Annotated in this window: 17 protein-coding genes; 7 read left to right on the plus strand and 10 right to left on the minus strand. The window is 70.5% G+C overall.

Annotated features, from left to right (window positions below; all coding sequences use genetic code 11):
* Window positions 1-13: 13 nt before the first annotated feature.
* The 3 genes from KCH87_RS28100 to KCH87_RS28110 form a co-directional block, all read right to left on the minus strand.
* Entirely contained in the window at window positions 14-310 is a 297-nt protein-coding gene (locus KCH87_RS28100) for a DUF4193 domain-containing protein (RefSeq protein ID WP_005481602.1), read from the minus strand.
* Window positions 311-704: 394 nt separating this feature from the next.
* The gene (locus tag KCH87_RS28105; RefSeq protein ID WP_210589078.1) at window positions 705-1,937 is read right to left on the minus strand and encodes a HAMP domain-containing sensor histidine kinase; all 1,233 of its coding nucleotides are present in this window, start codon (window positions 1,935-1,937) and stop codon (window positions 705-707) included.
* 4 nt (window positions 1,938-1,941) lie between these two features.
* Window positions 1,942-2,595 carry a response regulator transcription factor gene (locus KCH87_RS28110; RefSeq protein WP_030605557.1) on the minus strand — a complete coding sequence of 218 codons (654 nt, stop codon included), beginning with the start codon at window positions 2,593-2,595 and terminating at the stop codon, window positions 1,942-1,944.
* A gap of 415 nt (window positions 2,596-3,010) precedes the next feature.
* On the opposite strand from KCH87_RS28110, the gene KCH87_RS28115 reads away from it, so the two are divergent.
* Window positions 3,011-3,184, plus strand: coding sequence for a hypothetical protein (locus KCH87_RS28115; protein WP_210589079.1), 174 nt, complete (start codon window positions 3,011-3,013; stop codon window positions 3,182-3,184).
* Window positions 3,185-3,262: 78 nt separating this feature from the next.
* On the opposite strand, the gene KCH87_RS28120 is transcribed toward KCH87_RS28115, so the two are convergent.
* The gene (locus KCH87_RS28120; protein ID WP_210589080.1) at window positions 3,263-4,078 is read right to left on the minus strand and encodes an inositol monophosphatase family protein; all 816 of its coding nucleotides are present in this window, start codon (window positions 4,076-4,078) and stop codon (window positions 3,263-3,265) included.
* A gap of 8 nt (window positions 4,079-4,086) precedes the next feature.
* The gene (locus tag KCH87_RS28125; RefSeq protein ID WP_210589081.1) at window positions 4,087-5,214 is read right to left on the minus strand and encodes a ferrochelatase; all 1,128 of its coding nucleotides are present in this window, start codon (window positions 5,212-5,214) and stop codon (window positions 4,087-4,089) included.
* A 203-nt stretch (window positions 5,215-5,417) separates the two neighbouring features.
* Here KCH87_RS28125 and KCH87_RS28130 point away from each other — a divergent pair, with 203 nt between their 5' ends.
* The 4 genes from KCH87_RS28130 to sepH all read left to right on the plus strand — a co-directional run bounded on the left by KCH87_RS28130 (window position 5,418) and on the right by sepH (window position 9,606).
* Window positions 5,418-6,656: an MFS transporter gene (locus tag KCH87_RS28130; RefSeq protein ID WP_210589082.1), complete on the plus strand. Its 1,239-nt coding sequence runs from the start codon at window positions 5,418-5,420 to the stop codon at window positions 6,654-6,656.
* Window positions 6,616-7,935: a D-arabinono-1,4-lactone oxidase gene (locus tag KCH87_RS28135; protein WP_210589083.1), complete on the plus strand. Its 1,320-nt coding sequence runs from the start codon at window positions 6,616-6,618 to the stop codon at window positions 7,933-7,935. The genes KCH87_RS28130 and KCH87_RS28135 overlap by 41 nt, the downstream gene beginning before the upstream one ends.
* 26 nt (window positions 7,936-7,961) lie before the next feature.
* Window positions 7,962-8,132 (plus strand): hypothetical protein, encoded by a 171-nt coding sequence (locus KCH87_RS28140; protein ID WP_210589084.1) that lies wholly within the window; start codon window positions 7,962-7,964, stop codon window positions 8,130-8,132.
* Window positions 8,133-8,571: 439 nt separating this feature from the next.
* A complete protein-coding gene (sepH, locus tag KCH87_RS28145; RefSeq protein ID WP_210589085.1) occupies window positions 8,572-9,606 on the plus strand; it encodes a septation protein SepH in 1,035 nt (344 codons plus the stop codon).
* Between the two features lie 70 nt (window positions 9,607-9,676).
* On the opposite strand, the gene KCH87_RS28150 is transcribed toward sepH, so the two are convergent.
* Window positions 9,677-10,531 carry a sulfurtransferase gene (locus KCH87_RS28150; RefSeq protein ID WP_210589086.1) on the minus strand — a complete coding sequence of 285 codons (855 nt, stop codon included), beginning with the start codon at window positions 10,529-10,531 and terminating at the stop codon, window positions 9,677-9,679.
* Window positions 10,532-10,827: 296 nt separating this feature from the next.
* On the opposite strand from KCH87_RS28150, the gene KCH87_RS28155 reads away from it, so the two are divergent.
* Entirely contained in the window at window positions 10,828-11,631 is an 804-nt protein-coding gene (locus tag KCH87_RS28155) for a VOC family protein (RefSeq protein ID WP_210589087.1), read from the plus strand.
* A gap of 2 nt (window positions 11,632-11,633) precedes the next feature.
* Here KCH87_RS28155 and KCH87_RS28160 read toward each other — a convergent pair whose 3' ends face one another.
* From KCH87_RS28160 to KCH87_RS28175, 4 genes are read right to left on the minus strand one after another with little or no spacing between them, the layout of a single operon-like run.
* A complete protein-coding gene (locus KCH87_RS28160; RefSeq protein WP_210589088.1) occupies window positions 11,634-12,281 on the minus strand; it encodes a thymidine kinase in 648 nt (215 codons plus the stop codon).
* A gap of 38 nt (window positions 12,282-12,319) precedes the next feature.
* Window positions 12,320-13,516: an alkaline phosphatase family protein gene (locus KCH87_RS28165; RefSeq protein ID WP_210589089.1), complete on the minus strand. Its 1,197-nt coding sequence runs from the start codon at window positions 13,514-13,516 to the stop codon at window positions 12,320-12,322.
* Complete coding sequence (locus KCH87_RS28170; RefSeq protein ID WP_210589090.1) at window positions 13,516-14,103, minus strand: DUF5998 family protein; 588 nt, start codon at window positions 14,101-14,103, stop codon at window positions 13,516-13,518. Before KCH87_RS28170 ends, KCH87_RS28165 begins: the two co-directional genes overlap by 1 nt.
* A gap of 53 nt (window positions 14,104-14,156) precedes the next feature.
* Window positions 14,157-16,988, minus strand: a complete 2,832-nt coding sequence (locus KCH87_RS28175) for a bifunctional GNAT family N-acetyltransferase/acetate--CoA ligase family protein (RefSeq protein ID WP_210589091.1) — start codon at window positions 16,986-16,988, stop codon at window positions 14,157-14,159.
* A 178-nt stretch (window positions 16,989-17,166) separates the two neighbouring features.
* On the opposite strand from KCH87_RS28175, the gene KCH87_RS28180 reads away from it, so the two are divergent.
* Window positions 17,167-17,448, plus strand: a complete 282-nt coding sequence (locus tag KCH87_RS28180; protein ID WP_210589092.1) for an HPr family phosphocarrier protein — start codon at window positions 17,167-17,169, stop codon at window positions 17,446-17,448.
* Window positions 17,449-17,454 lie beyond the last annotated feature (6 nt).

The raw sequence follows: 17,454 nt of genomic DNA on the forward strand, positions 1-17,454 counted from the left end.
GGCCGACCCGTCCTCAGTCGCAGTCGCGGCAGATCGGCTGACCGTTCTTCTCCCGGGCCAGCTGGCTGCGGTGATGCACCAGGAAGCAGCTCATGCAAGTGAACTCGTCCTGCTGCTTCGGCAGCACCCGGACGGCCAGCTCCTCGTTCGAGAGGTCCGCGCCGGGCAGTTCCAGGCCTTCGGCGGCCTCGAACTCGTCGACGTCCACTGCGGAAGTCGACTTGTCGTTCCTACGGGCCTTGAGCTCTTCAAGGCTGTCCGAGTCGACGTCGTCGTCGGTCTTGCGTGGGGTGTCGTAATCCGTTGCCATGTCGCTCTCCCCCTCTGGGTGTCTGCGGTGTCTCCAGCGCACGTAACGCGTGAGAGGCCGGACTTGTGCCCGACCCGAGGCGGAGATTTTGCCTCACATCAAGGTCTGTTACTCAATCGACACCCAACCGGACTCCTCACGAGTGATCGGCTTGGATGGCGATGGGGACCGTACACGGTCCGAATACCGCACTTCAAAGGCGTCTCACCGTGTACTTCCCGTGATCAAGGCCCTCGAAAACCGGGATTTTCCCGGCTTTCCGACAGGGTGCATGATCACTGAGAGTAGATGGCCGGAAAGTTGCCCTTGTGATCGATCACACACGGGGACGCCGAGAGCGGGACGTGAAAATTCCGCGCAAAGCGAACATCCCCGAATGTGTCGCGGCATGATCTCAGATCGGCAGGGCAACTCGCATCACGAGCCCTCCTCCCTCACGTGGCTGGGCGGAGATATGCCCGCCATGCGCCCTGGCCACGGACCGGGCGATGGACAACCCGAGGCCGACGCCCTTGTCGCTGCCCGTGCGCTCCGTACGCAGCCGTCTGAACGGCTCGAAAAGATTGTCGATCTCGTACGCGGGCACGACCGGGCCCGTGTTCGTGACGACCAGGACCGCCTGACCGTGCTGGACCTCGGTACTGACCTCGACCCAGCCGCCCTCCGGGACGTTGTACCGGACCGCGTTCTGCACCAGGTTCAGGGCGATCCGCTCCAGCAGCACACCGTTGCCCTGGACGACCGCGGCCTTCTGCTCGCCCCGGATCCGCACGCCCTTGGCCTGTGCCTCGGAGTGCACCTGGTCGATGGCCTGCGAGGCGACCTCGGCGAGGTCCACCGGCTTGCGCTCGACGATCTGGTTGTCGCTGCGGGCGAGCAGCAGCAGCCCCTCCACGAGCTGCTCACTGCGCTCGTTGGTGGCCAGCAGCGTCTTGCCGAGCTGCTGGAGCTCCATCGGCGCGTTCGGATCGGACAGGTGCACTTCGAGGAGCGTGCGGTTGATCGCGAGCGGGGTGCGCAGTTCGTGCGAGGCGTTGCCGACGAAGCGCTGCTGGGCGGTGAAGGCCCGCTGAAGCCGGTCCAGCATGTCGTCGAAGGTGTCCGCCAGCTCCTTGAGCTCGTCGTCCGGGCCGTCCAGCTCGATACGGCGGGAAAGGTCCGAGCCCGCCACCGCGCGGGCGGTGCGGGTGATCCGGCCGAGCGGCGACAGGACGCGGCCCGCCATGGCGTATCCGAAAGCGAAGGCGATCACGGCGAGGCCGAGCAGGGCCAGGAGTGAACGGCTGAGCAGATTGTCCAGGGCGTGCTGACGCTGTTCGTTGACGCAGCCGTTCATCGCGCTGTTGAACGTGCTGGGCGTGGCGCTGTCGGGCAGGTTGCAGATGTCGCTGGTGACCTTGCCCTCGACGATCTTGAAGGGGAGGTCGCTGCCGACGTTCAGCGCCTGCGCCGCCAGCAGATAGATGATCGACAGCAGCAGGATGCCCGCGATCAGGAACATGCCGCCGTAGAGCAACGTGAGCCGTATCCGGATGGTCGGGCGCAGCCAGGGGAAGGGGGCCTCCGGCCTGCGGGGGTCCCACGTGGGCTTGGGGGGCGCCTGGGGAGGCGCCGGTGTCGTGGCCACTGGATCAGATCCGGTAGCCGGAGCCGGGGACGGTGACGATGACGGCCGGCTCGCCCAGCTTGCGGCGCAGGGTCATAACGGTCACGCGCACGACGTTGGTGAACGGGTCCGTGTTCTCGTCCCAGGCCTTCTCCAGGAGCTGTTCCGCGGAGACGACCGCGCCCTCGCTGCGCATCAGCACTTCCAGGACGGCGAACTCCTTCGGCGCGAGCTGGACCTCCTTGCCGTCGCGGAAGACCTCGCGGCGGTTCGGGTCGAGCTTGATGCCGGCCCGCTCCAGGACCGGCGGCAGCGGCACACTGGTGCGCCGGCCGAGGGCACGCACGCGTGCGGTCAGCTCACTGAACGCAAAGGGCTTGGGGAGATAGTCGTCGGCGCCGATCTCCAGGCCTTCGACACGGTCACTGACGTCGCCCGAGGCCGTGAGCATCAGCACGCGGGTGGGCATGCCGAGTTCGACGATCTTGCGGCAGACGTCGTCGCCGTGCACCAGCGGGAGGTCGCGGTCGAGGACGACCACGTCGTAGTCGTTGACGCCGATGCGCTCCAGGGCGGCCGCACCGTCGTACACGACGTCGACGGCCATGGCCTCCCGGCGCAGTCCGGTGGCCACCGCATCGGCGAGCAGCTGCTCGTCCTCGACGACGAGTACGCGCACGTCGCTGTCCTTCCTGTGTCCACCCGCGTAGCGCCTCTCGGGCACACGCGGGCAGGGTCTACGTGGGTGTGTTGACCTCCATCCTGCCCTTTTCGGCCATAAGTCGGCTGTAAGTCGGGGAGGAGGGCCCTACGGGAGCGGTGCAGGAACCGGGAATACGAGATTTCCTCCCCCGGTTGAGGTTTCCGTGGGAGGGAGCCAGGGGAGGACCGATTACACCCCGCGATCACGCTCTGCATGTACCGCAGCACCATGCGGTACGCCGCAATCCGCTTTCCGCAGAGCGGGCGTGGGTGTCCGGCACCGTCGCCGCCCAGCCCGGGCAGCGCTGGGCATCCACAGGAGACGTGATCGCCCCTTCCGAACGGCACACCCCCGTGCCACCGACCCACGACCCAGGACGAGGGGGCGCAGCATGGACGCATTCACCGCAGGACTTCTGCAGCGCATAAGGGCGACCGAGTCCGACCTGACGCGGGCTCGTGACGAGGGCGACGACTTCCTCGTCGAGGTGGAGCAGGCCGAACTCGACGACCTGCGCCGCCTTGCCGCCGAGCACGGTGTGGAGGTCGGCGCGCCAAGCGTCTGATCAAGCACGACAGCGGAGCCCCGGCGAATCCAGCGCCGGGGCTCCGCTGTGTCGTACGACGGCCCGTCCTGCCGCCCGTCAGTCGTGCCAGGCGCCGAAGTCCTCAAGCAGCCGCTGGAGCGGCTCGAAGACCCCGGGGGTCGCTGCGACCGTGAGGGCGTTTGACGGGGCCTCTCCGGGGCGGCCACCGGTCAGCGCGCCCGCCTCCCTGGCGATGAGGTCGCCCGCGGCCATGTCCCAAGGGTGCAGGCCCCGCTCGTAGTAGCCGTCGAGCCGGCCGCAGGCCACGTCGCACAGGTCGACCGCGGCCGAGCCGCCGCGCCGGATGTCGCGCAGGAGGGGGATCAGCTTCTGGGCGACGTCGGCCTGGTGCGCACGGACTTCGGTGACGTAGTTGAAGCCGGTCGAGACCAGGGCCTGTTCGAGCGGTGGCGCCGGGCGGCAGGTCAGCCTCCGCTCCCCGTCCCAGGCGCCCGCGGCCCACGCGCCACCACCACGTATCGCGTGGTACGTCTCGCCGCGCATCGGCGCCGCGACGACACCGACGACTCGCTCGCCATCCTGCTCGGCCGCGATGGAGACGGACCAAGTCGGCAGCCCATACAGGTAGTTGACCGTGCCGTCGAGCGGGTCGATCACCCAGCGGACACCGCTGGAGCCTTCGACGGAGGCACCCTCCTCACCGAGGAAGCCGTCGTCGGGGCGGCGGTCGGCGATCAGGCCGGTGATCAGCTTCTCGGCCGCGATGTCCATCTCGGTGACCACGTCGATCGGGCTGGACTTGGTGGCGGCGACGGCCAGGTCGGCCGGGCGGCCGTCGCGCAGCAGTCCGCCCGCCTGCCGGGCGGCCTCCTGGGCCAGGGCGAGCAGGTCCGAGTGCAGGGGGTCGGTCACGGCGCTCCTCACGCGTACGTGCTGTCGGCGCCCGCGGCGGCGGGACGGGGGGCGCGGGCCGGGCAGCAGCCCACCGGGCAGAGGTGGTGGCTCGCGCCGAGTCCGCCCAGGGCGCACGGCTTGGCCTCCTGGCCGCGCTCGACGGCGGCCCGCTCCAGGACGAGGTCCCGGATCGCGGCGGCGAACCGCGGATCGGCGCCGACGGTGGCGGAGCGGCGCAGCGGCAGCCCCAGCTCCTCGCCCTTCGCCTTGGCCTCCGTGTCGAGGTCGTACAGGACCTCCATGTGGTCGGAGACGAACCCGATGGGCGCCATGACCACCGCCGGGGCCCCGGCCGCGTGCCGCTCCTCGAGGTGGTCGCAGATGTCGGGCTCCAGCCACGGGATGTGCGGGGCCCCGGAGCGCGACTGGTACACGAGCTGCCAGGGGTGGTCGATGCCGGTGCGCTCACGGACGGCGTCGGCGATCAGCTCCGCGACGTCCAGGTGCTGCTCGACGTACGCGCCGCCCTCGCCGTGGTCCTCCACGGGGCCGGAGGTGTCCGCGGCGGCCGTGGGGATCGAGTGCGTGGTGAAGGCGATGTGCGCGCCGTCCCGGACGCCCTCGGGAAGGTCGTCCAGTGACCGGAGCACGCCGTCGATCATGGGCTCCAGGAAGCCCGGGTGGTTGAAGTAGTGCCTCAGCTTGTCGATCTTCGGCAGCTCCAGGCCCTCGGCTGCCAGCGCGGCCAGCGAGTCTGCGAGGTTCTCGCGGTACTGGCGGCAGCCCGAGTACGAGGCGTAGGCGCTGGTGGCGAGGACCAGGATGCGGCGGCGGCCGTCGGCGACCATCTCGCGCAGGGTGTCCGTCAGGTAAGGCGCCCAGTTGCGGTTGCCCCAGTAGACCGGCAGGTCCAGGCCGTGGTCGGCGAAATCCTTGCGGAGGGCGTCGAGGAGGGCGCGGTTCTGGTCGTTGATCGGGCTGACCCCGCCGAACAGGAAGTAGTGCTGTCCGACTTCCTTGAGGCGTTCCTTGGGGATGCCGCGCCCTCGCGTCACGTTCTCCAGGAACGGAACCACCTCGTCCGGGCCTTCGGGGCCGCCGAACGAGAGCAGGAGCAGGGCGTCGTAGGGCTTGGCATCGAGCGCGTCTGGCATGAGTCGATCCTGCCACCCGGCGCTGACAGCCGGGAAACGGCGGGGTGACCGGTCCGGTCCCGATGGCACACGTGTCCGGTCCCGATGGTGCAAGTGGGTGACATGGCCCGTAATCTGTATCAGCCCTCTTCACGCCTTACCGAAGCCCGCGCCGGGTCAGTGCCCGGCTGACGGACGCCCGCACCCGCCGTTCCGGAGACCCCGTGCCCAGCCCCTACCTCGCCCTGTTCGCCGCACCCGGCTCCAAGGGCTTCGCCGCCGCCGGCTTCCTCGGGCGGATGCCGCTGTCGATGATGGGCATCGGCGTCGTCACGATGATCTCCCAGCTGACCGGGCGGTACGGGCTCGCAGGCGCCCTGTCGGCCACCATCGCGCTGGCGGCCGCGATCGCCGGCCCGCAGGTCTCGCGGCTGGTGGACCAGTACGGACAGCGGCGGGTGCTGCGCCCGGCGACGCTGGTGTCGCTCACCGCGGCGGCCTTGCTGCTGTTCGCCGCGCACTACGGATGGCCGGACTGGGTGCTGTTCGTGGCGTGTGTCGGGATCGGCTGCGTGCCGAGCATCGGGGCGATGATCCGCGCCCGCTGGGCGGCCCTGTACCGGGACACCCCGCAGCTGCACACCGCGTACTCCTTCGAGTCCGTGGTCGACGAGATCTGCTTCATCTTCGGGCCGATCGTCTCCATCGGCCTGTCCACGGCCTGGTTCCCGGAGGCGGGGCCACTGCTCGCCGGCTGCTTCCTGGCGGCCGGCGTCTTCTGGCTGACCGCGCAGCGCGCCACCGAGCCGAAGCCGCATCCGCGCGAGCAGCTCAGCGGCGGCAGCGCGCTGCGTGCACCCGGCCTACAGGTCCTGGTGGCCACCTTCGTGGCGACCGGAGCGATCTTCGGAGCCGTCGACGTGGTCACCGTGGCCTTCGCCGAGGAGCAGGGACACAAGGGCGCCGCAAGCCTCGTCCTCGCGATCTACGCGGCGGGTTCCTGCGCAGCAGGAGCCGTATTCGGACTGTTGCGGTTCCACGGGGCGCCCGAACGTCGCTGGCTGCTGGGCGTATCCATGATGGCCGTGAGTATGATCCCCCTCCTACTGGTCGGAAACTTGCCGTTTCTGGCCGTGGCGCTGTTCGTTGCGGGTCTGTCCATCGCTCCCACGATGATCACGACGATGTCCCTCATCGAAAAGCACGTACCACGCGCACAGCTCACCGAAGGCATGACCTGGGTGAGCACCGGGCTCGCCGTCGGGGTCGCCCTCGGCTCCTCCGTGGCCGGCTGGGTGATCGACGCGGCCGGAGCGCGTGCCGGGTACGGGGTTCCGGCGGTGTCCGGGGCCGTCGCGGCCGCGGTCGGTTTCCTCGGGTACCGCCGGCTCACCAGGCCGGCTCCACGGCGGGGAGGCACCGTTGAGCAGCACAGCGAGCGGGAAAAGCGGCACGTGGCGTAACTGGGGCGGCACCGTCGCGGCCCGTCCCGCACGGGAGGTCGAACCCGCTTCCGTGGACGAACTCGTCGCGGCCGTACGGAAGGCGGCGGAGGACGGGCTGACCGTGAAGGCCGTCGGCAGCGGGCATTCGTTCACGTCCATTGCCGCCACCGATGGTGTGTTGATCCGCCCTCAACTGTTGACCGGCATCCGCAACATTGATCGCGAAGCCGGCACGGTCACGGTGGAGGCCGGTACCCCGCTCAAGAGACTCAACCTGGCCCTCGCGCGCGAAGGTCTGTCGCTCACGAACATGGGCGACATCATGGAGCAGACGGTCTCCGGGGCCACCAGCACCGGCACACACGGCACGGGCCGCGACTCTGCCTCGATCGCCGCCCAGATCAAGGGCCTTGAGCTGGTCACGGCCGACGGCTCGGTGCTCACCTGCTCCGAGAAGGAGAATCCGGAGATCTTCGCCGGCGCGCGAATAGGCCTCGGCGCCCTCGGCATCGTCACCGCGATCACCTTCGCCGTGGAGCCGGTCTTCCTCCTCACCGCCCGTGAGGAGCCGATGAGTTTCGACCAGGTCACCAGCCGGTTCGACGAACTCTGGACGGAGAACGAGCACTTCGAGTTCTACTGGTTCCCGCACACCGGCAGCACCAACACCAAGCGCAACAACCGCAGCGCGGGCCCGGAGCAGCCGGTGGGCCGGGTTGCGGGCTGGTTCGAGGACGAGTTCGTCTCCAACGGCCTCTGGCAGGCGGCCAACTGGGTCGGCCGCACGGTGCCCGCGACCGTCCCGACCATCGCCCAGATCTCCACCCGGGCCTGGTCCACCCGGACGTACACGGACATCCCTTACAAGGTCTTCACTTCGCCCCGCCGGGTGCGGTTCGTCGAGATGGAGTACGCCCTCCCGCGCGCGGCTCTGGTGGACACGCTGCGGGAACTCAAGGCGATGGTCGACCGTTCGCATCTCAGGATCAGTTACCCGGTCGAGGTCCGCACCGCCCCGGCCGACGACATCGCCCTGTCGACCGCCTCCGGCCGCGACACCGCCTACATTGCCGTCCACATGTTCAAGGGGACGCCCTATCAGGCGTACTTCACCGCCGCCGAACGCATCTTCACGGCGCACGAGGGCCGGCCGCACTGGGGCAAGGTGCACACCCGGGACGCCGAGTACTTCGCCGGGGTCTACCCCCGGTTCGGCGAGTTCACGGCGTTGCGGGATCGGCTTGATCCGGAGCGGCTGTTTCAGAACGACTACTTGCGGAGGGTGTTGGGGACGTAGCGGACGCGCTCGGCGTGGGGTCCGGGGTGCCGTTGCCGGTGGTACTCGGAGTCGGCGCCGGAGTCACAGCCGTACCGCTGTCGTCGTCCTGCGGGGAGGCGCTGCCCGACGGAGTGGCGCCCCCGGAGGTGGAGTGGGAGAGCGTCCCTGAGGAAGTCGGTTCGCTGTCACCGGACTTCGAGGACATTCCCACTTGATCAACCAACCGCACAAGAAAGGGACGTACAAACGAAACCATTAGTTCCGTTTCTGCCGTTTACGTGAAGTACGCCACGTTCAAGATCCCGAAAACGGCGCCCCGAGCGGCCAAGCCCCGCCCCTTGCGAGAAGTTGGGCGGCGTGCCAATCCACGCACGTGGTCCAAATGGAGTACTGTTGCGAGCCCTGGGTCCGGCCTCCCGCCAGGGCGTCCGTGGCCTTCAAGGACCGCTGGGAGGGGGCTAGTTGCACAGGGTGACGGAGTTTGTCACTTAGCGTTGCGAATAGGTAACCGTGCCATAACGGCGATCCAGGGCCCTGGCCCGACACGCCGGGCAACTCGGCAAGGTTGTGGCAGGCTGCACCCGGGCAGGCCACACTCGACTAGCGGAAGCAGCGACGCACGTGACGTCGGCAGGCACCACCCGGGAGGTCCCCATGCCCGAACTGCGTGTCGTGGCCGTCTCCAATGACGGCACACGGCTGGTGCTCAAGGCTGCCGACGCGACGGAGTACACGCTTCCGATCGACGAGCGTCTGCGCGCCGCGGTCCGCGGCGACCGTCCCCGCCTCGGCCAGATCGAGATCGAGGTGGAGAGCCATCTCCGCCCGCGAGACATTCAGGCGCGTATACGCGCGGGTGCGACCGCGGAAGAGGTCGCACAGATGGCCGGAATTCCGGTCGACCGTGTACGCCGCTTCGAGGGCCCCGTGCTGGCCGAGCGCGCCTTCATGGCCGAGCGGGCCCGTAAGACACCCGTCCGTCGGCCCGGTGAGAACGCCGCCGGACCCCAGCTCGGCGAGGCCGTCCAGGAGCGACTGCTGCTGCGCGGCGCCGAGAAGGACACCGTCCAGTGGGACTCGTGGCGCCGCGACGACGGCACCTGGGAAGTCCTGCTGGTGTATCTCGTCGCGGGCGAACCGCACTCGGCGAGCTGGACGTACGACCCGCCCCGGCGGCTCGTCCAGGCCGTCGACGAGGAGGCGCGCTCGCTGATCGGCGAGTCCGAGGACCTCGCCGCGGCAGCGGAGCCCAGCTTCCCGTTCGTGCCGCGTATCGCCCGGCTGCCGCGCGACCGCCCGCTGGACCGCCCGGACCGTCCGGTGCTGCCGTCACCTTCACCCGAACCCGAGGTGGAGAGCGCCGGCGAACGCGACTCGCTGACCAGCCTCTTGGAGGCGGTGCCGAGCTTCCGCGGCGACATGGTCGTCCCGGAGCGCCCGGCGCCGGACCCGGTGGAGGAACCTCCCGCCGCCGAACCCACCCCGGAGGAACCCCCGGCGCCCGCCGCCTCGGCCGGTTCCGCCTACGCCGACGTCCTCATGCCCCGGTCCGTCGGCAGCCACCGCGACCGCCTCACCGGCTCCACCGACCGCCAGGCCGAAGCCGACGGCGTCCGCCCCGGCCGCCGGGCAGCGGTCCCGAGCTGGGACGAGATCGTGTTCGGGACGCGGCGGAAGAAGCAGGAGTAGTCGGTCGTACGAGGATGAGGGCCGCGCACGTCGAGCGCGGCCCTCACACTTGTGCCCGCACAGCTGCGGGTTACTGAGGATCCGGCCCCACGGCAACAGGCCGAGAAGGATCCGACGACCACTCCGACCACGACCCCACGTACAACGCCGCCGGAATCCCCGCGACGGCCAGCGCGAGCACCTCATGCGCCCCGGAGACCCCCGAACCGCAGTAGACACCCACCTCCGAATCGTCGCCGGACACGCCCAGCGCCTTGAACCGCGCCCGGAGGTCCTCCGTGGCGAGGAAGCCGCCGTCCGTACCCACGTTCTCGTTCGTGGGCGCTGACACGGCCCCCGGAATGTGCCCGCCCACCGGATCGATCGGCTCCACATCCCCCCGGTACCGCTCCCCCGCCCGCGCATCGAGGAGCACACCGCTCCGCGCCACCGCCGCGGCCCCGTCGGCGTCGAGCATCCCCACCGCCCCCGGCACCGGCTGGAAGTCCCCCTCCGCAGGAACGGGCGCGGCCGTCTCCAGTGCCCCCTCCCAAGCGGGCAGACCTCCGTCGAGGACCCGCACATCCGGGTGCCCCGTCCAGCGCAGCAGCCACCAGGCGCGCGCCGCGGCCCACCCCTGCCCGCCGTCGTACACGACCACGGGCACCGCGGACGACACGCCGACCCGACGCATGGCCGTACCGAATTCGGCCATGTCGGGCAACGGATGCCGGCCACGCCCGCCCGGCGCCGAGGCGAGCTCCCGGTCCAGATCGACGAAAACCGCGCCGGGAACATGCCCGGCCTCGTATGCGGCGCGCCCGTCGAAGGGGGGCTCCCCTGCGGCCTTGGCCACGCTCAACTGCCAGCGGACATCGAGGAGGACGGGCGGGTTCGGCCCCGCCATGTCGCTCGCGAGTTCGGTTGCGGAAATGATGGCGTTCATGGCCACCATCCTTGCGCACGGGGTGGCCGCATCGCCCATGTCCGGCTACTGTGCTCGGCCGGACAGCCCCGATCACGAGGCGTACGGGATCGGGCACATGCTGTACAGCCGATCGACATCCGTCGGCAATCGCACGGAAATGGACGAGAGACCGCACACCGGGCATTCTCCGAGCACAGGCCGATGACGGCGGCGCGCCCGGAGCGCGCGGTCCCACGGGTGGTGCGAGCATCGGCACGGGGGTCCGCAGAGCGGCGGCGACACGGCCGCCGCGAGGGGTCGAGGAGAGAGTGACGATGACCGAGGCACGGGGGTCGGCCGGCCCGAACGGCGAAACGCACGCTCGGCACGCGCCCGGCACGCCCTGCTGGGTGAGTCTGATGGTGCATGGACTGGCCACGACCCAGGAGTTCTACGGGGCGCTGTTCGGCTGGGAGTTCCGGCCGGGCCCCCAGCAGCTCGGCCCCTATGCGCGGGCGCTGCTCGACGGCGCTGAGGTGGCGGGCATCGGCCAGCTCCCGCCGGACCGGCATCTCCCCATCGCCTGGACGCCCTACCTCGCCTCGGACGACGTCGACCTGACCGCCGAAACGGTCCGGCTCTGCGGCGGCACCGTCGGAGTGGGCCCGCTGGACGCGGAGGAGGCCGGGCGGCTGGTGATCGGTTCGGACCCGTCCGGCGCGGTCTTCGGCGTGTGGCAGGCGGCGGCGCACGGCGGCACGGCCATCGCCGGGGTGCCCGGCACACCGGCCTGGCACGAGCTGCTGACCTTCGAGACCGCGAGCGTCGCCAAGTTCTACGAGACCGTGTTCGACTACGAGGAGGAGCCGGTGATCTCCGCCGACTTCGACTACGTGACCCTGCTCATCGACGGCCGCCCGGTCGCCGGCATCCACGGCGTCGGCAACTACCTGCCCCGCGACCGGGGTCCGCACTGGATGACGTACTTCGAGGTCGCCGACACGGACGAGAGCCTCGCCCGGATCACCGACCTCGGCGGGCATGTCCTCAGACCGGCCCACGACAGCGAACACGGCCGCGTGGCAACGGTCGCCGACCCGGAGGGAGCCAGGTTCTGCCTGGTTCAGAGCCCGCGCTGAACTCAGCCCGGTGAGACGGGCAGTACGTCCGGTGACAGCGCCGCCGCCCGTGCCGTCGCCGCGGTCATACGGCGGCGATGGTGGCGGCGGCACAGGACCTCGTACCCGATGTCGTCCGCCTGGTCGACGTCGCCGACGACGACCTGAGCGCCCTCGATGACCATCTCGCCGCCTATCGTGCGGGCGTTGTGCGTGGCCCGGGCGCCGCACCAGCACAGGGCCTCGACCTGGAGGACCTCGACGCGGTCGGCGAGTTCGACGAGGCGCTGGGAGCCGGGGAACAGCTTGGAGCGGAAGTCGGTCGTGATGCCGAAGGCGTAGACGTCGAGGCCCAGATCGTCGACCACGCGCGCGAGTTGGTCGATCTGCTGCTCCACGAGGAACTGCGCCTCGTCCGCGATGACGTAGTCCGCACGGCCGCCCTGTGACAGGTGGTCGACCAGATACGCGTACAGATCCTGCCCGTCCTCGACCTCCACCGCGTCCGTGACCAGCCCGAGCCGCGAGGACAGCTTGCCCTCGCCGGCCCGGTCGTCACGCGTGAAGATCATGCCGGCCAGGCCGCGCGCCGAGCGGTTGTGCTCGATCTGGAGAGCCAGCGTCGACTTCCCGCAGTCCATCGTTCCGGAGAAGAACACCAGCTCGGGCATGGCGAGTCGAGCACCTTTCAGGGCAGGGCAGATGGGTGTCAGGAGCGTACTTCGAGGAGCGGGATCAGCTGCTCGGCAGGGGTCATCGAGCCGTGGTTGCCGACCATCGCCGACTCCTTCGGCTCCCGCTCGGAGGCGATGATCAGTACGTCGTCCCGGGCGGCCGCGACGACATCGCCGATCCGGCCGTACACCCGCTCGTCGCATTCACCGGGCGGCCCGAACCAGCCCGCCGCGATCGCCTCGTCGCGCGAGGCCACCCAGAACTGCTCGCCGAGCACCTCGCGCCAGCAGGTCAGTACGTCGTTCTCGGCGCCCGGCACCGCGTAGACATGGCGAGCGCGGCCCTCGCCGCCGAGCAGGGCGACGCCGGCGCGCAGCTCCCAGTCCTCGTCGAAGTCGATGCGGTGCTGTTCGTCGAAGGGGACGTCGATCATGCCGTGGTCGGCGGTGACGTAGAGCGCGGTACGCGGCGGCAGTTGCTCGGCGAGGCGCTGGACGAGCCGGTCGACGTACATGAGCTGGCCACGCCAGGTGTCGGAGTCGACGCCGAAGCGGTGTCCGGCACCGTCGAGTTCGGCGTAGTAGGTGTAGACGAGCGCGCGGTCGCCGGAGGCCAGTTGCTCGGCCGCGAGGTCCATGCGCTCCTCGCCGGTCAGTCGGCCGTGGAAGGTGCCGCCGCTGAGCGCGATCTTGGTGAGGGGGGTGTTCTGGAAGTGGGGTGAGGTCACCTGGGCGGTGTGCACACCGGCCGCGTCCGCGAGCTGGAAGACCGTGGGGTACGGCTGCCAGGCCCGTGGATCGGTCCAGGGCTGCCAGCGCAGCTGGTTCATGAGCTCGCCGGTGGCCGGATTGCGGGCGGTGTATCCGGGCAGGCCGTGCGCGCCCGGCGGTAGTCCGGTGCCGACGGAGGCGAGGGAGGTCGCGGTGGTCGCCGGGTATCCGGTGGTGAGCGGACGGCCCGTGCCCCCGCGCGAGCTGCTGATGAGGGAGGCCATGAAGGGCGCGTCCTGTGGGTGCGCCTTGAGCTGCTCCCAGCCCAGGCCGTCGATCAGGAACACGCAGTTGCGGTCGGCGGCGGTCAGCTCCGGAATGGCCACGGTCATTCCGGGTACGGCCATGCCCGCGGCCAGCGTGGGCAGCAGGTCGGCGAGCGAGCCGGTGCCGTACTCGGGCCGGGGGGCGGAGTCGACGGTGAGGGGTTCCGGGTGGGTGTCCCAGGCTGGCTGAACCATCAGTGGTCGAGGCCCGCTGTCGCCTCGGAGAGGGACTGGGCGAAGGCCAGGGCCTGGCGGACCGTCTCGGGGCCGTCGCCGGCTTCGCTGACGCGCAGGCTGAGGTCGTCGGCCGTCGAACTGCCCGTGTAGCCGTGGTCGGCCTCGCAGTTGGGGTCACCGCAGGCGGCGGGCTCCAGGTCGAGTCGGGCGACGGCGCCCCAGCCGATGGTCAGCACGACCTCGCGGGGCAGCGTGCCCGGCGTGTACGACTCCGGGTTCGCGACGACCCGGCTGACCACGACGGAGGAGATCCGGCCGAGCTTGACCGACTCGGTGGAGGTGGTGGCGTACGGCGTCGGGGAGGTGCTGTCGGCGGCCTGCTCGTCGGTGTGGCTGACGATGAAGCGGTTGCCGGTGAGGACGAGCACCGTCACATGCCGCCGCACCTCGTTCTGGTCGAACGTCGTCTCCTGGTGGACCAGGAACGACCGCATGGGCTCGCCGCCCACAGCGGCCTCCACCGCCTCGGCCACGAGGGCCGGGTAGTAGCCGCTGCGCTCGATCGCCGCTCGCAGCCCCTGGGTCGTCGTACTGGTCTTGGCCATGACGCCCATCCTACGGGGGCCCACTGACTGCGAGGCACCGCTCACACCGGTCTCTAGTACACCGGAAGCGTCCTCGGACCGAGGTCGTCACGGGCGGGCGGGGGCGCTAGCCGCACGGACGCGCTGAGCACGCTCACCCCGCGCTGGGCCACGACGACCGGCTCCAGGGTCACCGCGACCACCTCCGGGTGGTCGTCGACCAGCCGCGACACGCGCAGCAGCAGTTCCTCCAGGGCCGGGGTGTCGGCCGGCGTCGAACCGCGCCAGCCGAACAGGAGCGGTGCCGTCCGGATCGACCGCACCAGCGAGGCCGCCTCCCGGTCGGTGACGGGGACGAGCCGGTGCGCCGTGTCGCCCAGCAGCTGGGAGGCGGCCCCGGCGAGCCCGAACGACAGCACGGCCCCGGCCGCCGGATCGATCACCGCCCGTACGACCGTGTCGACTCCGCGCGGCGCCATCCCCTGCACCACCGGCCGCAGCTCCTCCGGCGTCCCGAACAGCTCCGTCAACTCGGCGTACGCCCTGCGCAGTTGCTCCTCGTCCGCCAGATCCAGCCGTACGCCGCCCAGATCGGCCCGGTGCCTGAGGTGGGGGGCGGTGGCCTTGAGGGCGACCGGATAGCCGAGGGTGCGGGCGGCCGCGGCGGCGTCATCGGGCGAGAGTGCGGGCAGCGCCCGGTGGACCCCTATCCCGTACTTCCCCAGCAGCTCACACGTCTCTTCGGTCCCCAGGGTCAGCCCCTGCCCGCGAGCCAACAGCCCGTCGATCAGGTCGGCAGCGCCCTTCTCATCGATGTCCTCGTACTCGGGCACCTTGCCGGGTTCGGCGGCATCACGCCGCCACTGGGCGTACTTGACGGCTTCACCGAGGGCGCGGACGGCGCGTTCGGCGGCGGGGTAGGCGGGGATGAGCCCAGCTTCATCAGGTGCTCGCACCGCGGTGGGCAGTCGTTCCGCAGGGGGGAACGGTCGGGCACCGCCTGCCACTCCGGGGGTCGTCGAACCCGCCTGTGGTGCCGTACTGGCCGCAGCCGACAACGCCTCCGCCAGCCCCCCGAGCTCCACATGCACCACCAGCACCGGCTTCCCGGGAACCTCCGCCGCAGCCGACCGCAACGCCTCCGCCAGCATCGCATCCCCGACCGACGACTCCCCGATCGCCGGTATCGCCGTCACCACCACCGCATCGCAAACGTCATCCGCCAACGCCCGAGACAGCGCCGCATGGAAGCCCTCGGCGGTCGCCCCCGTCGTCAGGTCCAGCGGAGCCTGCGGTCGCAGCCCCTCGGAGAGACACGCGTCGTACGTCAGCAGTCCCAGCGACTCCGAGTTCCCCAAGATCGCCACCCGAGGACCCGCGGGCAACGGCTGACGCGCGAGCAACAGCCCCGCGTCGACCAGCTCGGTGATCGTGTCCACCCGGATCACCCCGGCCTGCCGCAGCAGCGCGGACACCGTGGCATGCGGCAGCCGCGTCGCCCGCACCGCATGCCCCTGCGGCGCCGCACCCCCGTGCCGCGCACCCTGTACGACGACCAACGGCTTCGCCGCCGCCGTACGCCGGGCGAGCCGGGTGAACTTGCGGGGGTTGCCGATCGACTCCAGGTACATCAACACCACGTCGGTGTCGGGATCGTCGTACCAGTACTGGAGTACGTCGTTCCCGGACACGTCCGCCCGGTTGCCGGACGACACGAACGTGGACACGCCCGTGACCCCGGTGACCCCGCCTCCGCGCCGGTGCAGCCGGGACAGCAGCGCGATCCCGATGGCGCCGGACTGCGCGAAGAGCCCGATCCGCCCGGGACGGGGCATCTCGGGGGCGAGGGACGCGTTCAGCCGTACGCCCGCTGCGGTGTTGATGATCCCGAACGCGTTGGGCCCGATGATCCGCATGCCGTACGCACGCGCGTGCCGTACGAGTTCCCGCTGCCGCTCGCGCCCCTCGGGGCCGCTCTCGGCGTACCCGGCGGAGATCACGACGAGCCCCTGCACGCCGTGCTCGCCGCACTCGGTGACGACCTCGGGGACGAGGTCCGCGGGCACGGCGACGACCGCGAGGTCGACTGGCCCCTCGATGTCCCGCACGGAGCGGCACGCGGGCACCCCGTCGAGCTCCTTGAACCCCTCCGGGAACGCCCTGTTCACGGCGTACAGAGCGCCCGTGAACCCGGCCTCCCGGATGTTGCCGAGGACGCTGCGGCCCACACCGCCGGGAGTGCGGCCGGCCCCGATGACGGCGACGGAGCCGGGCATCAGCAACCGCTGCACGGACCGCGCCTCGGCGCGCTGCTCGCGCGCGTACTGCACGGCGAGGGACCGGTCCGTGGGTTCGAGGTCAAACTCCAGGCGTACGACGCCGTCTTCGAAGCTGCGCTTCTGGGTGTACCCGGCGTCCATGAACACCTTGATCATCTTGGTGTTGGCGGGGAGCACCTCGGCGGCGAAGCGGCGGATGCCACGCTCACGGGCGACGGCACCGATGTGTTCGAGGAGGGCGGAGGCGACACCGCGGCCTTGGTGGGCGTCCTGCACCAGGAACGCGACCTCGGCCTCGTCCGACGGTGCGGACGCGGCCATTCCGTCGGCGCCGATTCGGTCATAGCGTACGGTGGCGATGAACTCGCCGCCGATGGTGGCCGCGAGTCCCACCCGGTCCACAAAGTCGTGGTGCGTGAAGCGGTGGACGTCCTTGGCGGACAGGCGCGGGTAGGGCGCGAAGAAGCGGTAGTACTTCGACTCGTCCGACACCTGCTCGTAGAAGCTGACCAGGCGCTCGGCGTCATCAACGGTGATGGGGCGGATGCGTGCGGTGCCGCCGTCGCGCAGCACCACGTCGGCTTCCCAGTGGGCGGGGTATTCGTGCCGGTCCGGCGCGCTCTGCATGGGGCCCAGAGTACGGCTCGCGTACGACAACGGCGCGGGGCAGTCTGTGGAGGACGGGAGTCTGGCCGAGGCCGCGGTCCGACGACACTTCGGGACGGGACGCAGGACCGTTCCGGGCTTGCTTCACGGTATGGGAAACTGGTCTAGACAACCCTGAACACCTGAAGGGCAGCATCACATGGCTGAGCGCCGCGTCAACGTCGGCTGGGCCGAGGGTCTCCACGCCCGCCCCGCCTCCATCTTCGTCCGGGCCACCACGGCCGCAGGGGTCCCCGTGACGATCGCCAAGGCCGACGGCAACCCCGTCAACGCGGCCTCCATGCTGGCTGTCCTCGGGCTCGGCGCCCAGGGCGGCGAGGAGATCGTGCTCGCCTCCGACGCCGAGGGCGCGGACGCCGCACTCGACCGGCTGGCGAAGCTGGTCGCCGAGGGGCTCGAGGAGCTTCCCGAGACCGTCTGAATTCAG

This window comes from Streptomyces sp. GESEQ-35 (genome assembly GCF_017948485.1).
Classification (GTDB): Bacteria; Actinomycetota; Actinomycetes; order Streptomycetales; family Streptomycetaceae; genus Streptomyces.